At 45.6% G+C, this 17,096-nt stretch carries 17 protein-coding genes; 7 read left to right on the top strand and 10 right to left on the bottom strand.

Annotation, left to right across the window (positions count from 1 at the left end):
* Positions 1-95: 95 nt before the first annotated feature.
* The 6 genes from U2F10_RS03250 (at position 96) to U2F10_RS03225 (ending at position 7,861) form a co-directional block, all read left to right on the top strand.
* Positions 96-1,466, top strand: a complete 1,371-nt coding sequence (locus tag U2F10_RS03250) for a class-III pyridoxal-phosphate-dependent aminotransferase (protein ID WP_163659369.1) — start codon at positions 96-98, stop codon at positions 1,464-1,466.
* A 30-nt stretch (positions 1,467-1,496) separates the two neighbouring features.
* Complete coding sequence (locus tag U2F10_RS03245) at positions 1,497-1,685, top strand: transposase (RefSeq protein ID WP_489670913.1); 189 nt, start codon at positions 1,497-1,499, stop codon at positions 1,683-1,685.
* A gap of 76 nt (positions 1,686-1,761) precedes the next feature.
* Complete coding sequence (locus U2F10_RS03240) at positions 1,762-2,916, top strand: acyl-CoA dehydrogenase family protein (protein ID WP_250564653.1); 1,155 nt, start codon at positions 1,762-1,764, stop codon at positions 2,914-2,916.
* A 329-nt stretch (positions 2,917-3,245) separates the two neighbouring features.
* The gene (locus tag U2F10_RS03235; protein ID WP_499059044.1) at positions 3,246-5,633 is read left to right on the top strand and encodes a non-ribosomal peptide synthetase; all 2,388 of its coding nucleotides are present in this window, start codon (positions 3,246-3,248) and stop codon (positions 5,631-5,633) included.
* A 39-nt stretch (positions 5,634-5,672) separates the two neighbouring features.
* A complete protein-coding gene (locus tag U2F10_RS03230) occupies positions 5,673-6,413 on the top strand; it encodes a thioesterase II family protein (RefSeq protein WP_499059046.1) in 741 nt (246 codons plus the stop codon).
* 362 nt (positions 6,414-6,775) lie between these two features.
* Complete coding sequence (locus tag U2F10_RS03225) at positions 6,776-7,861, top strand: site-specific integrase (RefSeq protein ID WP_499870732.1); 1,086 nt, start codon at positions 6,776-6,778, stop codon at positions 7,859-7,861.
* Here U2F10_RS03225 and U2F10_RS03220 read toward each other — a convergent pair.
* From U2F10_RS03220 to U2F10_RS03210, 3 genes are all read right to left on the bottom strand, one after another.
* Complete coding sequence (locus tag U2F10_RS03220) at positions 7,827-8,126, bottom strand: hypothetical protein (RefSeq protein ID WP_499870730.1); 300 nt, start codon at positions 8,124-8,126, stop codon at positions 7,827-7,829. The genes U2F10_RS03225 and U2F10_RS03220 overlap by 35 nt on opposite strands.
* Positions 8,127-8,275: 149 nt before the next feature.
* Complete coding sequence (locus U2F10_RS03215) at positions 8,276-9,301, bottom strand: hypothetical protein (protein ID WP_499870728.1); 1,026 nt, start codon at positions 9,299-9,301, stop codon at positions 8,276-8,278.
* Positions 9,302-9,421: 120 nt separating this feature from the next.
* Positions 9,422-9,844: a hypothetical protein gene (locus U2F10_RS03210; RefSeq protein ID WP_499870726.1), complete on the bottom strand. Its 423-nt coding sequence runs from the start codon at positions 9,842-9,844 to the stop codon at positions 9,422-9,424.
* 194 nt (positions 9,845-10,038) lie between these two features.
* On the opposite strand from U2F10_RS03210, the gene U2F10_RS03205 reads away from it, so the two are divergent.
* Complete coding sequence (locus U2F10_RS03205; RefSeq protein ID WP_499870724.1) at positions 10,039-10,272, top strand: hypothetical protein; 234 nt, start codon at positions 10,039-10,041, stop codon at positions 10,270-10,272.
* Between the two features lie 262 nt (positions 10,273-10,534).
* Here the strand turns inward: U2F10_RS03205 and U2F10_RS03200 are convergent, their stop codons facing one another.
* The 7 genes from U2F10_RS03200 to U2F10_RS03170 form a co-directional block, all read right to left on the bottom strand.
* Positions 10,535-10,909 (bottom strand): hypothetical protein, encoded by a 375-nt coding sequence (locus U2F10_RS03200; RefSeq protein WP_499870722.1) that lies wholly within the window; start codon positions 10,907-10,909, stop codon positions 10,535-10,537.
* Positions 10,910-11,409: 500 nt separating this feature from the next.
* Positions 11,410-11,967 carry a helix-turn-helix transcriptional regulator gene (locus tag U2F10_RS03195; protein WP_499870720.1) on the bottom strand — a complete coding sequence of 186 codons (558 nt, stop codon included), beginning with the start codon at positions 11,965-11,967 and terminating at the stop codon, positions 11,410-11,412.
* A gap of 133 nt (positions 11,968-12,100) precedes the next feature.
* Positions 12,101-12,493 (bottom strand): helix-turn-helix transcriptional regulator, encoded by a 393-nt coding sequence (locus U2F10_RS03190; RefSeq protein ID WP_499870719.1) that lies wholly within the window; start codon positions 12,491-12,493, stop codon positions 12,101-12,103.
* Between the two features lie 74 nt (positions 12,494-12,567).
* A complete protein-coding gene (locus tag U2F10_RS03185) occupies positions 12,568-13,500 on the bottom strand; it encodes a PIN domain-containing protein (RefSeq protein ID WP_499870717.1) in 933 nt (310 codons plus the stop codon).
* Entirely contained in the window at positions 13,497-13,847 is a 351-nt protein-coding gene (locus U2F10_RS03180; protein WP_499870716.1) for a hypothetical protein, read from the bottom strand. The genes U2F10_RS03185 and U2F10_RS03180 overlap by 4 nt, the downstream gene beginning before the upstream one ends.
* 17 nt (positions 13,848-13,864) lie before the next feature.
* Positions 13,865-14,215 carry a hypothetical protein gene (locus U2F10_RS03175; protein ID WP_499870714.1) on the bottom strand — a complete coding sequence of 117 codons (351 nt, stop codon included), beginning with the start codon at positions 14,213-14,215 and terminating at the stop codon, positions 13,865-13,867.
* A complete protein-coding gene (locus U2F10_RS03170; protein ID WP_499870713.1) occupies positions 14,212-17,085 on the bottom strand; it encodes a DNA polymerase in 2,874 nt (957 codons plus the stop codon). The genes U2F10_RS03175 and U2F10_RS03170 overlap by 4 nt, the downstream gene beginning before the upstream one ends.
* Positions 17,086-17,096: the final 11 nt, after the last annotated feature.

The following is a 17,096-nucleotide window of genomic DNA, read 5'->3' as shown; positions in this document are numbered from 1 at the left end:
CTGATGACTTTGTTTAGAATCCAATCTAAACAGCGAACTCCAAATATCACCGCATATTCATTTGCCATTTATCTTATTGAAACGGAAGGATAATCATGAAACTAGCTACGAAAGTTGAATCCTTTATCAAAGAGCATTCCATCAACGAGACCTATGCCAATAAAGTTAACCATTGTTATTACAAATATTGGGATAGTGTAGGGACCACTCAAATCCGATTTGTAGACAGCACTCCCTATACTCTTATTGATGAGAATGGCAAAGAGTATCTAGACCTTGTAGCAGGCTTTGCCTGCTTGAACTGGGGGCGGAAAAATCCAGAATTAATTACCGCTTTGGAAGATGCTATCAACACTCCAATTCCATCACTCACACAAATTAATGTGCCTACCCTGGCAGCAATTTTGGGTCATGAACTTTTAGAGTTAACTGACCCATCATTTGAACGCGTATTTTTTCTCAATTCGGGTACTGAGGCTGTTGAATATGCCATGAAGATGGCCATCGACTTCACCAGAAAAAAGCGTTTCGTCAGTTTTACAGGTGGATATCACGGACTAACGTTAGCGTCTTTGTCCATTAATGGTGTCTCTAACTACAGGAAGATTTTTGGCGTAGAAAAAGCTCACTTTCAACTAGAGCTAAATAATATAGATGCTCTCAACCAGGTGTTTAAGAATCACCATCGAGAAATCGCTGGAGTTATTGTTGAGCCCATCCAAGGAAGAACCGGCAGTATTGCTAGCGATGAATTTTTGAGAGAGGCTAAGCGTCTATGCCAGAAACACAACGCATTACTCATTTATGATGAGGTCCAAACAGGGTTGGGACGCACAGGAAAACGATTTGCCTATGAGTGGTCCCAAGTCACACCCGATATCATGACCTTAGCCAAAGGACTAAGTGGCGGCATGGTTCCCATTGGGGCTGTGGTTTATACCGCAGAGGTTTATAAGAAAGTGTTTGACAGCATGGAGAAAATCCTGGTATATTCCTCAACCTTCAAAGAGAATAATTTATCAATGGCAGCAGGTTTAGCATCCCTGGAAAACCTGAGAAATTATGATTTAGCCAATATTCAAGCCGCAGAAGCAAAATTTCGAGAACGGCTAGAACTCCAGAATACTCATCGCAACTACACCTTAGAAGTGGCGGGAAAGGGATTGATGTTATCAGTTTCAATCCAGCAGCAAAAGAAAAAAATTGCCCAAAAATTGTTTGATTGGATGGAAGGAGATTTCTTTTATGGCATCGCCTGCGGTAAGATGTTTCGCGAAAAACAGGTTCTATGTACCGTAGGTAATCGATTTGGTAAAAGTATCGCAATTAGACCAGCGTTGACAATCCCTCCTGACTTAATTGATCAGTTTTGTGACAGCTTATTTGAGATCTTTGATGAAATGGCGGGATACTCAAATGTCAAATTTCTGAAAACGACCTATGAAGACATTAGGAAGGTAGTTTAGACAAAGGATTTTGAGACACATCATCAGAAACTGAAGCCTAAGGAAGACTTGGTGTCTGATCTGGATAAGATGATTCCGTGGAATCAGTCTCACCCAATTTTAGAACAGGTATATGTCAAGCCTCACAAGAGTAATGCCGGTCGTCGTCCCATCAATATCATCGTGATGTTTAATCTGTTGATATTACAGCAGCTCTACAACTTGTGCATGCCACCTTAGTAGCCGTATCCAAGCAATGTAGCCGTCGAGAGGACAATCTCGATTTTTAAGAAGTTCAATCAATAGAGGTACCCACATGAGTATCAGTTTCGACTGGGATCTAGAACAACTTTCCTTTTATCGCTCCATCGTCACATTTGCTCAACAAGAGTTAAATGCAGACTTAATTGAAAACGATAGACGCAGTCACTTTAATCAAGCAGGCTGGCAAAAATGTGCAGATTTTGGCATTTTAGGATGGCCAATTTCCAAAGAATATGGTGGACAAGGTCTGGATCCATTAACCACCATATTAGGTTTGGAAGGTTTGGGCTATGGATGCAAAGACAATGGTCTAGTCTTTGCCATTAACAACCATCTCTGGAGTTGTGCTGTTTCAATTGCCAATTTTGGTACTGAAGCTCAAAAACAACAGTATTTGCCAGCCCTTTGCCAGGGCACATCGATGGGAGGACATGCCATCACCGAACCAAACTCAGGATCTGCTGCTTTTGAGATGCAAACTGAGGCTATCCCCCATGGGGATTACTACATTCTCAATGGCACCAAGACATTTATTAGCAATGCCCCTGTTGCCGACGTTTATATTACATTCGCCCGTACTAATTTAGAGGTAGGTGCTCAACAAGGAATTTCTGCCTTTATTATTCACAAAGATTTGCCTGGATTGACCATCGAAAAAGAGTGGGAAAAATCGGGATTGCGGACAGCACCCATGGGAGAACTCGTTTTCAAGGACTGTAAAGTGCCCGTTAACCATCGTTTAGGCAAAGAAGGCCGGGGACACAATATTTTTCAATCCACCATTAGCTGGGAACGAAGTTTCTTGTTTGCCAGTCAGGTGGGGACCATGGAAAGGATTTTCGAGCAATGTGTTAGCTATGCTAAAAAGCGTAAGCAGTTTGGCCAGCCCATTGGCTCTTTTCAGGGTGTATCCAATAAAATTGCCGAGATGAAGATGAGATTGGAGCTGGCAAAGCTTATATTGTATAAAATAGGATGGTTGAAAAAAGAAGGAAAACAAGCCTTTTTAGAATCTTCAATTTCTAAAGTTTTTATCAGCGAAGGTTTCATGAAAACCTGTCAGGATGCTATCCAGATCCATGGTGCTAGAGGCTATGTGACCGATTACGAACTAGAAAGATATTTTCGAGATTCTATAGCAGGTACCATCTATGCAGGTACATCTGAAATTCATCGCAATATTATCTCTACCCTCTCAGGCGTGTAGATCTTCATCTTCTCAGAACTTGTTTTTTGTTTTTCATTTTCTGGCTGCTTAAATCATGTATATACTCCTCTATGGAGAGAGGCAGCTAGTTTTTCAAGTAGGTGGGTTTGATCCATGAAAATCACCGCAAGCTTTTGATTCCAAGATCTAACAGTTCTCAAATCAGTGCTTACGGAAAACGAGTTTGCAGTTTTACAGAGCAAATTATTGAGCAGCATCATTAGCTCAAAAAACTTTGCTAATGATGCTGTGTATCAGCTCTTTTTGAGGATAATAGTCGATGCTTTATTTAGTTTCTGTGAGGGAGACAGAGGGAGAAACTCAAAAGAATGAGTACAGACAAACTATTCACTTCAATCTCTATTAGTAAGAAGTTTGATAATAATGTTCATCAGGCTAAAGAAAAATGGATGGAATTTTGCCAAAAATCTATTGAACTTCTGCCCCCTACTCCAGAATTACCTTTAGCCCAGACCTTTAATAAAGGTGACATCAAACTAGCGCAGTATAGTCAACAAATCGATGCCAAAACTTGGGCACATTTGAAGCAACAGGCCTTAAAGGCCAATACATCACCAGGCGACGTTCTATTAGCAGTTTACACAGAAGTACTAGCAACCTGGAGTAAAAGCGCTTACTTTACAATTAATCTGGTTGAAACGAGATCTACAACTCTCAATTCGGAAGAGGATGCCGTTAAACAACCAAATCAAAAGAAGATTTTTAACACCTTGTTAGACATCAATTATTTGCAACCAGATTCTTTCGAAGCTAGAGTTAAACATATCGCAACAAAGTTAAGATCAGATCTGCAACATCGATTAGTAGCCCCGTTTACGCAGTTAAAATTATTACCTAAGGAGATATTAGAGAAATTAGAATCTATATTAGCTATTTCTTTTGTCATTGAGCCAGACAACATAGAAGACGTCTCCAATATCGAAAATGTTATTAATAATAACTCCACTTCAATAGCGCCCGTCCGCCTAGAATGTCGGCATCTTGAAAAGAATGGAACACTGACAGTTAATCTATATGCTGATACGGACTTTTTTCTTCCGAACATGGTGCAGGATATATTGACATCTTACTGTTCATTTCTGCAACGATTAGCCCATGAGGAAGCTGCGTGGCAGGAAACTAATCGCTCAATGATTCCTGCAGCTCAACTTAGCCAGAGAGTTACCGCCAACCTAACGACCGCTCCGCTACCTGAAGAGACACTCTATAGTTTGTTTGTGCATCAGGCTAAACAAAACCCTCAACAGATTGCCATTATCACTTCAAAGCAATCAATTACTTACGACCTTCTATACCGTCGTGCCAATCAAGTTGGTCATTATTTAAATCAATTGTTAGGTATCTGCTCTGATCATACCGTAGCCATCGTTATGGAGAAAGGCTGGGAACAGATTGTTGGAGTACTTGGTATTTTAGCTGCTGGCGCTGCTTACGTACCCATTGATCCTGACTTACCTTCGGAACGATTTCAATATCTGCTGGAAAATAGTGGTGTCAATATTGCATTAACGCAATCATGGTTAGAAGAAAAGGTAGTTTGGCCAGCAACCATTCAACGATTTGCAGTTGATCTAATCCATTTGTTCCCAAACACTGAGCATCAGTTGCTATCTCTCCCAGGCCCTGATGATCTTGCCTATGTTATCTACACGTCTGGGTCTACAGGCTTACCTAAAGGTGTCATGATTACCCATCGAAATGTGGTCAATGTAGTCATCCATACTAACCAACGATTTCAAGTCAGTTCTAAAGATCGGATATTAGCGCTCACCGCCCTCAATCATGATCTATCGGTTTATGATATCTTCGGTCCGTTATCAGCTGGCGGAACAATTGTGATGCCAGACGCTGCTGCTGCTAAATTTGCTCGACATTGGCTGGATTTACTCACCAAAGAACGGGTAACCCTGTGGAATTCAGTACCTGCCATGATGGAAATGTTGGTCAATTATCTCGACATTAAATCTGAAAAATTGCCACAGAGTTTGCGTCTAGCTATCTTAGGTGGAGACTGGCTGCCAGTTTCTCTTGCCAGTCGATTAAAAGCATTATCTCCAGATTTAAATATTCTGAGTATTGGCGGCCCTACTGAAACCACAATTTGGAATATTGGTTATCTTATCCAGGATATTGATCCCAATTGGAAAAGTATTCCCTATGGAAAGCCTATGGCCAATTCAAAATATTATATTTTGAATAATAATCTGGAAGATTGCCCCGTGTGGGTGCCAGGGCAAATGTATTGTGCTGGTGTACAGTTAGCCAAGGGTTACTGGCGCAACCCTGAAAAAACAGCAGCTAATTTTATTGCACATCCCCGAACTGGTGAGCAGATTTATCGAACTGGTGATTTAGGCCGCTATTTACCAGATGGAAATATTGAGTTTCTGGGTAGAGCTGATTTTCAAATTAAATTGAGGGGTTATCGCATTGAAGCCGGAGAAATCGAATCCACACTAGCAAAGCATCCAGCGGTCAAAAATGCCTTAGTGACCGTCACTACCACTCAACAAAGTCAACAATCGCTCACAGCCCATGTCATTCCTCGCCAGGGGTACTCTCCTGCCATTGAAGAGCTACGCAATTTTCTAAATCAGAAATTGCCTACATATATGGTGCCATCGTACTTCAAATTTTTGGACGCGTTACCGTTAACAGCCAATGGCAAAGTAGATCGTCGTGCCTTATCAGGCTAAATTATAAACTTTGCATACAATTACGATAGATTTTGCACTATGGGTAAATGGATCGTTTGTCCCCAGCCAAAACCATCTCCTAAATTAAGGTTGCTATGCTTTCCCCATGCAGGCGGCTCAGCTAGGGTGTTTCATGACTGGCCTGAGTTGTTACCATCAACAGTCGAGGTGTGTGCCGTTGAACTACCTGGACGCGGAAAACGCTTGTTTGAGACTCCCTACACCGATATTATTTCACTGTTGCAAACTCTTGGCCCTGAATTAGTACCTTTTTTAGATGTTCCGTTTGCCTGTTTTGGCCATAGCCTGGGGGCACGGATTGCATTTGAGTTTTCTCGATGGTCACAACAGACAGTTCAGCTTACTCCGCGTCATCTTTGGGCAGCTGCAGCTCGCGCTCCTCACTTACCACCCGATAGAGAATCAATTCATAACTTGTCTAGCGATGATTTTATTCTTGAACTACAAGGGTACAATGGCACACCTGAGAGCGTTTTGAAAAATCCAGAACTAATGGAATTGATGCTTCCTATGTTGAAGGCAGATTTTTCGCTTCTTGAAACCTATCAATACCAACCAAAGGCTCAGCTTGCTTGCCCAATTACCTGTTTTTGGGGAGAACAAGATGAGATAGCAAATCATACTGATGTGGCCGCTTGGCAACAACACACGAACATATTTACGTTAGAGGCCGTTCCTGGTGATCACTTTTTTACCAATCACCCCATGTTTCCCCAGAGATTATTAGCCAAACTCACTGAGCTCATCCAAACCCTATAAAATCACACTTCTTGCAAGTTGTAGTGACCCCCAAAATCAAGACAGAGCTGAGAGAGCGTAAGTTAAAGTCCATATACACGCCCTCAAACGGATGTTCCGATACCAACCGTTTTTATCTCAATCTAGGGTCTAAAAGTGCTAAGAAGTGCCCAAAAATGTCCAACGTATTTTTGGTTATTTTCGGATTGCGATCGCTGAACCCCTTGCCAGAAAATCTGTATCGCTTGCGCTGCCTAAAAGCCAACGGCGGGATTTGAACCCGCGACCGCTCGATTACGAATCGAGTGCTTTATTTCTGAAACTTCCTGTAGGTAAGGGTTTACGGCTGTATCATAAGGTGTTGGACTAAGGTTGGACTAGCCATGCCGGACGTAGACAAGTTGATCAAAACTGCGAATTCTAAGCTAGACATCTTACGAATTGAACGCAGAGGTCAAAAGCTCAGTCTGCGTGGCACTTTGCCCAAAAAGCCAGGGAAGGGTCGAGGCACTGAACAGCAACGTATCCCATTGAAGATCTATGCTAATGCGGATGGGGTTAAAGTTGCGCTAGCCCGAGCAAAGCGGGCCGAATCTGACTTGAGTCTCCAGCAATGGAACTGGTCTCAATGGACTGATGAGGGAATTGACCAGTTCCCCCAATCGGCTCGAACGCTAGGTGAAAAATTTGCGACGTACAAAAAAGCGAGCATAAAAGCTTCGTCATTCCGAGCAAATTATCTATATCCACTAGAATCGCTTCCTGATAAACCTCTAACTGAGGAAATGTTAAGAGTCCACATCCAACAAAGAAATGAATCTGGAACTTGGGCGCGGAAAAATGATGTAATGGTTTTCACTGCCCTATGCAAGTTTGCTAAAGTGCCCGTAGATCTAAAAGATTTAGGGAGGGGGTACGCCGCTAAGCCTGTTAAGCCGGATGACCTACCTACTGATGAAAATATTGAAGCTATCTGGGAGTCGCTGAAGGGTACAACTTGGGAGTGGGCATATGGCATGATGGCGACTTACGGGCTCAGACCCCATGAGATTTTCGCCATCGTAGATCCTAAAAGTGTAGCGACTAAGACTGGGAAAATATCTATAGCTGAAGATAGTAAAACTGGGCAACGTGATGTGTGGCCTTTGCCCGACCGATGGCGAGAACGATTCAATCTGGCCAAAGTGATTATGCCTAATATTCGTTATGAAGGTCGAGACAATCAGCAGCTGGGCCAACGTATGAGTTCCAATCTACGTAAAAAGATTCCCCATAAACCGTATGCATTGAGACACGCCTGGGCAATTCGTTCAGCGGTTAAGGGGGTTCCTGACAGTATTGCTGCCCGTTGGATGGGGCACTCTGTTTCTATCCACGCTGCCACATATCATGCGGCGATCAGTCAGCGGCAACATGAAACGATCTGGGAAAAAGTTAATAAGGACGACTTTCAGGAGGAAGAAAAATAACTTTCTCTAACTCGATCGGGTTGACCTGCCAATGAGTTCCAGTTTTTCGGTAGTGAGTGCCCCAGGCAAGGTCTGAGTCTCGTTTACTAATACGGGCTTCTTCAGCACGTTCGATCTCATTCATAATTGTGGATCGACTAGTGCTGATAATTGCTGCCGCATTAGTAGGTGTAACCCATGGTGAAGTGGGTAGTCCTAGCGCGTTTATTAACCGCTCTAAATATTCTAATCGAGTTCGTAGTATCTGTATTTCATTAACAGCCATTTTCTTCTCAACCTTGATCAGACTTTCTAGAACTTTTGATTCGAATTTCTAATGCTCTATCTCTCCGGTAGCTGACCCACTTAGCAAATCACTTAGAGTACAGAGTGGGCAGGTTCGACATTCTCTGCTACGCGAGGTGGTCAGGAAGGTCAATCTGCATAGCTTTCACACACACTCTCTCTCCGTGTAAAAACCCAATAAGTGTCCTGATACAGAGTTGCTCGCTCCACCTTTCGGGCATTATTGTTGAGCCCTTTCAGTTCTCCCAGCGCGGTGCGATCGCACGAGTAGCCAAACTCACTGGCCAGAGCCAAGTAATCTCTATGGAGCCGGTCGGAGTCATAGTTGCAAGCGATGACCGTATGACACCTTGTCGCCAATGCCTTTCTCACCGAAAAGATCGCCATGTCATAGGTGAACTGAGCGTGCGGCCTGTGCCCAAAATAGGCTGGTGTGATGTAACGGCCTGATCGTCGAGTTGGAGGAGGGCTACAGATATCCCCTGCATAGGGTGGATCGATAAGGGAAAGAGTACGGGATGTATCAGCTGGGTATTCAACCTGAGCATAGTCACTATAAATCTGAAAATCAGTCGGTGGTGGCTTAGGCCATTTAGGCGTGTAAGGAGGCCTATAACTTTTATCTGACTTCGCCAAGCCAGGAGTCCCGAACCAACGTTTAAGCTGACTCTTATTCCATTTGATATTTAGCTTCCCACTTCCAGGTGTATCGCGACATATCCCCGAGAATGTGAGAATTCTCACAGCGAGCCCAGCTGCTGCTGCCATCGGGCAAACTTCTCCTCTAGCCTGGCACGTTTCCCAAGTCCTTTTAATGGGAGACCAACTCTCCTCGATCGGCACAGCTTGCCATTCTCGCAAATGTGCTAAAATCTCCGGTCGCCACCATGGGGCAGCCCAAGCCATCCAGATGCTACGCATATCCACCATGGATTCTGCTGCGATGATGCAACGAAGCGAAGATTCTTCGCCTTGATGGAGCGCTTGGGTTATCCAGAGTCCTTGGCCGAAGGGCTCAACGACCGTGTTAAAGGTGGTGGAAGTAAGGACGTCCGTCAATTTGGGGATATGCTTTCGTTTGCTCCCGGTTCCTCTAGGTAGGAGCGCGTCGGGGGTGAGATGAATTGAAATTGGGGCAGAGACGGACAGTGACATTGGTGATTGACAATTTCAGTGGGTGCGAGAGGTGAGCTTAGAAAAGAAGTCATAGACCACGACTTCTTTTCTAAGCCAGATGGCTAAATTTGTATTTCCACTTGTAATCTAAGCAAACGCTCAGATTGGCTTAGATTGGCCCCCTTCTGGCTCGACAAAAGCAAGATTGAGCTTAATCAAGTCTCGTTGATATCGGAGTTCAATCCCTGCTATTGAAGCATCGTTTTTGAGAGCAGATAAGCGGCGTTCAAGATTCTGGTAAACTTCATCCTCATTTAGCTTCTGAGTTAGCGCCGTTCTACGCTTTGCGTCGTTCGATAATGTTTTATCGTTATTTATCTCCTCCTGGAAGCAAAGGAGGATCTTCGCCTTCTGTTTTTCAACTTCCAGCTGGTCTTGTTCATTGGAATGCAGGAGGAAACTCAAGCTTTTACACTCGTCTATACGCTGCCGAATCTCTGTGTAGAGCGGTAGACGATCAGGACGAATGGTCTGCTCTAATGCTTCAGAGCTTACGAGGGAGAGTTGAGGAGTTGGGGCCATAGGTTCTGCTCCGTGTAGGCACGGTTTGTGTTTGCCCTTTAATCCTAGTGTAATCTTTTTAGTAAGTCAAGATTACATTTTCTAAGTGCTGTTCGTTTGAAAAATTGTAATTGAGGTACAATAGGATTTCCTTAGAGTAACTTGAATCCTCTGCTCCCTATCTCAATCGTTCCCATAGAAGAGTTCCTGCACCTATGCCCCTATCTTCTGCATCGGGCCATTGGCTCACACAGCATATTCGCACCAAAAAGATTCGTAAAAAAGATATCTGCTCTGCCGCAAATATCCAGTACAAGACTCTGCGCAGTTATTGCGCAGGCGTTACGGTACCAACCCTCACAGCAGACCAGTGGCAAGGGTTTGCAGAAGGGCTTCAAATTCCCTTGATGGATTTGATGAAGAAGTTCATGGCTTCCCCATCAAACTAAAGTCTATCCGTAGCTACATGGGCTACAGTTTAATTTTTACAGGGCGTACTACGAAAACATACGTATTTAAGAACACAACAGTTAAACTTTCATATCCTGTCTTCGTCATGCAACTACGTAAAAATGCTGAAGTCCAATTGCTCATCCTGAGTCACAAGGTTCAAGATTGGCCTCCGACTACGAGGTTGTGTTTTACACTCCCCTCTGGTGCAGTGCAAACTCTGCCTGTACGGTTATTTAGATTGATATTTAATCAAGCTTCTCAGTCCTCTGCCAACAGCCAGCGAAGCAAATCTTCCAAGGAAGTGAAAATATAATCATCAATATAGACAATACGGCACGTCGCCAATGCTAGCATCAGTGCCGTATTGTCGCCGCCTCGACCTGGTTCTTTGTGCCACCGGCTCCAGTTTCCGAGCAGGTTTTTATAGCTGGGTTTATTGAGGTCTAGGCCTGTTTGTAAGGACATATATTCAAGAAGAAGCTCGATTGTTAGACCCCTGGAGCGCTGCATCGGGGACATGTTCTCTTCTTGCTCGGCGTACCAGTCAGCCAGGTCCTCTGGCCAAAGTTCTGCGTTTCTTAGAAAGTCGTGAAGATACTCCCCCAAGATCTTCTTACGCTTTCGATCATACATATTTGATTAAGTAGATTAAATGTAAGAAATATTGCAATTGTACCTGATTACTAATCATTCTCATTTGCAATATTACAAACGAAGATTATGATAAAGATACTTTGGAAGGGTGCATATGTAGTACCGATTAGATTAGATACAGATTAAATTTTCTGCCTAGAGGTAACAGATGTAGATGATGATGAAATCAGACGGCGGTGTTGAGGGAAGTGATAGTTCTGCATCCGTTACAGAGGCCAAGGGAGAGGGCGGATGTGAGCTACCTCTTGAACCTCACATAGCAATTTTAATCGAGCAGTTTAAAAGAGCTCAACCGCTATGGTTAAAGCAGCGTATTGACAGTGGAGACATCGAAGTCTGTTGCACACCTTCGGAACATGTATTTTTATTAAAAACTGCCAACAAGTATTATTGTCGGGCTTTAAGTACACAGTCGCTAAAGTATGAGGATTGGGACATACACTGTACTTGCGGTATCTGCGAGGCTGTCGCCTAACACTCTAGTGTTTTTTGTCAGCCTCTGCGATCCTGCTCTCATCCTTTTTAGTTTTCCCCTCACCGGGGATTTTTAACTCCAGCCATTCCAGAAGGTCTTCTAAGTCCTCTTCACCTATCTCCCCTGTGTTATAAAACCGGACCCAGTCTGCGGTGGTAAGGGTGGTTTTGCTGACTACATCTATTGGCGCTAGCCTTTTACGCTCCAACGCTCCGAGCACAAAATTCACTGTAGCTTCTGCTTGTTTATCTTTGTCATCCTTTAAATCGCAAGGCTCAGGTAGCTCAAACCACTCTCTTAGATCAGCCAGCTCCTTCTGAAGTTTTTGAAGTGCTGTATCCGCTTCTGTAATCTGAACACGCAGATCTAGTTCTTCATTTAGCTCATAAGGGTCTCGACCGAATCTGGTTGCGATCGCATACAGCGAGGACAGTGATGTGGCCTTTTTGTAATTAATCCAGCTGATTATTGTTTGGCGGTCTACACCGACTTCTTTGGCAAAGGAAGTCTGGTTCAGATTTTGGTCGTTGATGAAAGCTAGCAGCTTATGATTTTTAGCCATGCAATCGAAAGTAGGAGGAAACTGTAAACACCTTAGTGTACCTGATTACCACTTTTGATTGCATGCCACAGTGAAACTTCCGCAATAGTAGAGTCTTGCGGAAGTTTCACTGTGGCGAATAAAGAGATAACGGCTAAACGGCTGTAGACGGAAAAGCTGGAATGGCTTCACTAAGCTGGTCTACACGAACGCTCAGTGAAGCTACTTCTTCCTCTAATCTTTGTAAAAGAGCCCGTTCAGTTTGAGCCTCCTGCAGATCCAGATTGAACCCGAGTTTTTCATTTAACTCCTGTGGGTCTTCATCCAGCCGATCAGCAATTTCAAGGAATAGTTTAGCGGAAGGTCGCTTCCCTTGCCGCAGCCACCCGTTGACAGTGGCTCGCTCTGCCCCAATTTTCCGCCCGAAAGCAGCTTGAGATAGCCCCATGCCTTCGATGTACATTTGGAGCGCTTCATTTATCTTCGGCGGCTTGGGCGCGCTAAGCATTGTGGCAGCGGTGTTATCGATCTCGGTAGTGTTTTTCACGGTTTGGTCGGTTAGTGTGACGAAGGCACGGGTGAGTGGGCATGCCTTATGAGTGAGTAATCTTAGCTTACGCTTCAGTTTACCATAAGCTCCTTTGAAACGGCAGCAGCCGGGAGTGGTTGGTGATGGTTTTGATTACTGCTACCAGGTCTTCTGGTCACTTGCCCTGGACTGAGGCTCAGCACAGACAGCGGTAACCCGACTCCGTAGCAGTGGAGAGTCACCTCTAGATCGGTAGGAGGAGTAGGGGTGTGCCTACTGAGTCGTGAGATTGTGGCCATGATGCTTTCCCGATGGCGGACTACAGGATCGTATTCATGGGGCGGGTGGAAAAGATTAATTAAATAGGGGGGAGTCCCAGCTGGAAGATTATCCGCAGCGTCCCCGACCGCACTTTTCCAATTCCAGATATCCTCTGGGACAAACTCCTCTTGTTCAGGTAGCGGCCAGAGCAGCTGATCGCGCACACTTTGCTTTTTATGCTTACTCATAAGCCATGAATAAGCTTCGTGGCGAGTTCGCACTCGGGGCTCGTGCCCCACGGTATCACACCATGTGATTCGAGTGTCTACGATTAGTCCCTGCCAATCGCTATCCACAGTGAAGAGGAAATACTGGTCGAAGGGGAGCTGATTGCGTAGACGAATGACCGAGGCTGCCACATCGTCAGCTTCTTGGCCTACAAGGGACATCGCGATGAGTTTGCCTTCTCGACGAAGGTCCTCAAATGCCCTTTTTACGTATTCGAGTGCAAACGGAGGGGGGCCTCGATGTCCTTTATATTCGGGTTCAAAATCTGAGCGCCAATAGGGCTTGCGATCGCACGCCCAGAGGACTTTGAAATCATAGCGTTGGGCGGACCACTGAGGGCAAAAGGCCAGAGTGTCTATCCATTGGAGAGCTAGATAAGCGTACTCGTAAATGGATTCATGATTGTCTCCAAAGGTGACGAGAAGGTGAGAGATTTGGTGAAGGATGCAAGAGGTGTCGATGATTACTAGCTTCATGATGACACCTCCAACGCACCAAACTCTGGTTGATCATCTAAATCAATCTCATAAACCTCAAAACTATGCCAGTCGATACCGGGCGGGGTGTCAATAACACAGATCATTGGATTTTTACCTGAGTAGTCTCGATGGCGAACACCAGGAGTCATTTTGTACTGCAGCCAAATTCTGAGAACTGCCAACTGGTCTTCGGGTGTGAGGTCGTCAAAACATTCTGCCTCGTCATAATCGAAGTAATCTTCTTTGGCGAAGCTCAAGACTTCCTCATAATTAAAGCTTTCTGAGAGTTCAACGGATAAAGATGCTCGGAATTCTATTGTGATTTCTGAGAGGGGTTCAGACATTTTCTTGCTCCTGATTTTTAATAAAAAGCTTCATTTCGATAGAAGTTCGGGGGGAAGATAGCACTTCCACCTTTGGCGTAGAAACGAATATCTCCAACAATTTTCCTGGCGACCACCTCTGTTGAACCTTGGTAGTCCCCCAGCTTCTTGCCATCTCGAAACATTCGATAGGTGTGAGTTGCCCCAAAGTAGACAATGTGATGGCCGAAAAGGATGCGAAGGATGGGAACATCGTTTCGAGTAAGAGTTTTCCGGTTGGGCACCCTGTTGGCTTTGAGAGCTTGAGATAGCGGGACAAGCTTGTTTCGAACTTTTTTACAGACGCGCATCACCCTGCTGCTCCCACCTTTTTTACAGACGCGCATCACCCTGCTGCTCCCACGCAATCTACCACCTTCACCTCGTCGAACCACTTTTGAGAGTCTGGGCACTCCAGTGGCGGAGTCGGGATAAATACCGTGTGTCCTTTGGCTTTGTTGAGTTGATTCGCCTGCTCTACTGCCTGTTCATAGGCTAGCTGCTTGGTAAGGTAGTGGGCCTGTTGGAGACAGCGAGTGAATAGCTCCTCTTGGCCTTCCTTCACAGCGAAGTAGACTGCATCGTGCCGGTGGAGGAGGAGGATCGCGTCTACCTCGTACTCGATCAAGAAGGTGTTTAGGATGCTGAGCAAGGTATGGATACAATCGACCCCCGCACTCTGGATAAGCCAGTTTTGTCGAGTAGTGACAAAATTCCGACCGCAGTAAGTGTGATCGAGCGATTCTGGCACTCGACACCCCAGAATAGCTGTTCGGATGGCAGGGACCTGGGATAGTTCGCGGAGGGTGCCGAACATAGTGCGGGCGATGCCCTCTGGACCCTGGAGGAATGTTACAAACTGTTGGGCCTTATGCTCCGCTATTTCAAACGGTATACCTGCGAGCATAAGCATGATGACGAGTTTCTGAACCCCGCAGCCATACTGTTTTGCGAATCCACAGTTTTTGGCTGGCTTACGTTTTATATCTAAGGCCTTTGCAGTTATGTTATGGATGTCAGTAAGGTCTTCTTTACTCCCGTAAAGGACACTTTGGCACCACGGGTTACTTGCGATCTTCCCGGCCTGAGCATCGGTAAGCAAGGTAGCCAGCCAACTTTCTTGACTCGTGAAGTCTGCCCCAACCACCTTGTAGCCAGGAGGAGCAACCACACAGTTCTGGATGTCTGAGCCAATCTTAATGCTTCCATCAAAGATTTCCTTCTCATTGGGCGTCACCACCCAGACCCCAGACTTTGCTCTCCCCGTAACTGTGCCTGCGGGATTGATCGCAGGCTTCACAAACTTAAGCCCCTCGAACTCGCTTTCATGGGTGTAGACATCGCGGTAGCGAGAGCGAAATTGAGTCCATTGACCACTCAACAGGATATTCCGATAGATCTCGATTAGCTCCTCCTGGCTGATCACTTTGCTCGTGAGCTTTCCGGCAGTAGCATAGGCCAAGTAGTCTTTACAGAAGGGGGTACCCAGATTTTCCCCACCTGTTGGATGAGGAAGGGGGACTCCCCTATGGTCCACCCAACCACCCTTGTTGCCGATCTTTCGATATCGGATTGGCTCATCGTCCCAGCAGATTTCTAGAAGATAAACTGCGATCTGGGTACCAATGGAGAAGGGGTTTTTTGGGTTTTTCTTAGAGCCCTTGGACGCGAGGTCTTTATACCATTTGGGTTGGCCCTTGTGGGTGCCGGAGCGGGCGGGTGTCCAGTCGAAGCAACCACTTTTATTGAGGGAGGGCTTGAAATCGGGGAACAGCGCGGCAAGCTTAGTGATGAGATCGCCTTGTTCTAATGGGAGGCAGGCAGGGTCGGTGGCGACACGTTTGAGGGACTGGTGAAGAGCTCGTTCTTTTTTCAAGTAGCCTTCAGATGGCTCAGGTTCCATTCCGAAGGAGTAGGTTTTTCCATCTGGGCCAGGGCGGAACACGAAGGAGCGCTCCTTGTCCATCGGGAATATGGAGATGTTGAACTCATCATCAGGGAGTTCTTGGATCTGAATATCTGCACCGTCAGGCCCTCGCCAGTTGGTTCCTGAAAGCACCTCATAACAAACAGCAGTTTTATATTGCGGTAATAGCTTCGGCCCATCCTCCATCGCTAGAAGTAGGTCCGCTCGCTCCTTAACCACTCCAGCCAAGTAATCCTTACAGCCCTTCCATTTTTCATCGCTATCCGCCAAGAACCCTTCCCAGTCTTTCAACCACACTCGGCACCCGGCCATCTCAGCCATGCCTACCCAAGTGGTAGTACTAGGGAGGAAGTTATATCTCAACTCCAAATAGAGTTTCTTAAACAGTTTGGCAGTGTAGAGAACATCTTGAGCCCAGTACTCGAAGATGCTCTGAGGTGGCTCCACGTCGTAAAGCTGCATCCATAGATTGTTCTCCATGGCTTTACGAGTGCCCTTATCGATCTTGATGCCCAAAAGCTTTTCAACTGCGTGGTCGAGGCCACCTTCACAGGCATGGGCGTACCAGGGATCAGCAGGTCTACCTTGCGTAGCAGAAGCATGCGCAGCCTTGTAGCGACCAGTTTGCTGATTGCTTAGCCCTTGGTAGCGAGTGAGCATCGAGAGTGTGTCTAAAATCGTTGTTCGTCGCCCATTTTCGAGGGTTTGCTCGCAGCTAAGGAAGCGAGAATCATAATCGGAAAAGTTGTGCCCAACAACGATACGGCCAGCGGGAAAAGGCACGACATTAGGCAGCTCATTGTCATTGCAATGCCACATGTACCATCCATGACGGGTGAGACCTCCAAAGAGAAAGGGACGGTAGGGGGATGATTCGGTCTGTCGGCAAGATTCTGTATCAGCGACTATGAAGTGGGGGATATCATCAGGTGCGCAGGCGACCCAACCTTCTTGGGTGAAGTGATACCAGCCAGTTTGGTAGGGAATTTCAGCGTCTGATGGGTAATGATGGGCAGGATCTTTGTCTTCAGTTGGGCGTTTATAAAGGGGCCAACGGTCTTCGTCGTTGATAAACGCGATAATCTCTTCCTCGATCGCGTCCCATTGAGCTAGTGCAATTGCCTCTACCCAATCCTTGAGAGTGGGATAATCTTCGAGAGGAAAGTACTGAAGCTTCGGAGTGAGATCTGGTGAAAAAGGTGCATCCTTCTTCACCGGAGAGATTTCAGGAAATTTGAATTCGGTTTCAGTGGATGGGCGAGCGTCTAGAGCTTGCATAAGAGTGGTGATCATAAGGGGTAAGT

Source organism: Leptothoe sp. EHU-05/26/07-4 (genome assembly GCF_043421015.1).
Taxonomy (GTDB): domain Bacteria; phylum Cyanobacteriota; class Cyanobacteriia; order Phormidesmidales; family Phormidesmidaceae; genus Leptothoe; species Leptothoe turfae.
The sequence above is the reverse complement of the archived record's forward strand: the minus strand, read 5'-3'. Positions and strand labels throughout refer to the sequence as shown.

What these genes read in the sequence shown, in the direction of transcription:
- U2F10_RS03220 (WP_499870730.1), bottom strand. Translation starts at nt 8,126, where the DNA reads ATGGCTGTTAATGAAATACAGATACTACGAACTCGATTAGAATATTTA.
- U2F10_RS03230 (WP_499059046.1), top strand. Translation starts at nt 5,673, where the DNA reads ATGGGTAAATGGATCGTTTGTCCCCAGCCAAAACCATCTCCTAAATTA.
- U2F10_RS03205 (WP_499870724.1), top strand. Translation starts at nt 10,039, where the DNA reads ATGCCCCTATCTTCTGCATCGGGCCATTGGCTCACACAGCATATTCGC.
- U2F10_RS03200 (WP_499870722.1), bottom strand. Translation starts at nt 10,909, where the DNA reads ATGTATGATCGAAAGCGTAAGAAGATCTTGGGGGAGTATCTTCACGAC.
- U2F10_RS03225 (WP_499870732.1), top strand. Translation starts at nt 6,776, where the DNA reads ATGCCGGACGTAGACAAGTTGATCAAAACTGCGAATTCTAAGCTAGAC.
- U2F10_RS03210 (WP_499870726.1), bottom strand. Translation starts at nt 9,844, where the DNA reads ATGGCCCCAACTCCTCAACTCTCCCTCGTAAGCTCTGAAGCATTAGAG.
- U2F10_RS03250 (WP_163659369.1), top strand. Translation starts at nt 96, where the DNA reads ATGAAACTAGCTACGAAAGTTGAATCCTTTATCAAAGAGCATTCCATC.
- U2F10_RS03195 (WP_499870720.1), bottom strand. Translation starts at nt 11,967, where the DNA reads ATGGCTAAAAATCATAAGCTGCTAGCTTTCATCAACGACCAAAATCTG.
- U2F10_RS03240 (WP_250564653.1), top strand. Translation starts at nt 1,762, where the DNA reads ATGAGTATCAGTTTCGACTGGGATCTAGAACAACTTTCCTTTTATCGC.
- U2F10_RS03185 (WP_499870717.1), bottom strand. Translation starts at nt 13,500, where the DNA reads ATGAAGCTAGTAATCATCGACACCTCTTGCATCCTTCACCAAATCTCT.
- U2F10_RS03170 (WP_499870713.1), bottom strand. Translation starts at nt 17,085, where the DNA reads ATGATCACCACTCTTATGCAAGCTCTAGACGCTCGCCCATCCACTGAA.
- U2F10_RS03235 (WP_499059044.1), top strand. Translation starts at nt 3,246, where the DNA reads ATGAGTACAGACAAACTATTCACTTCAATCTCTATTAGTAAGAAGTTT.
- U2F10_RS03180 (WP_499870716.1), bottom strand. Translation starts at nt 13,847, where the DNA reads ATGTCTGAACCCCTCTCAGAAATCACAATAGAATTCCGAGCATCTTTA.
- U2F10_RS03215 (WP_499870728.1), bottom strand. Translation starts at nt 9,301, where the DNA reads ATGTCACTGTCCGTCTCTGCCCCAATTTCAATTCATCTCACCCCCGAC.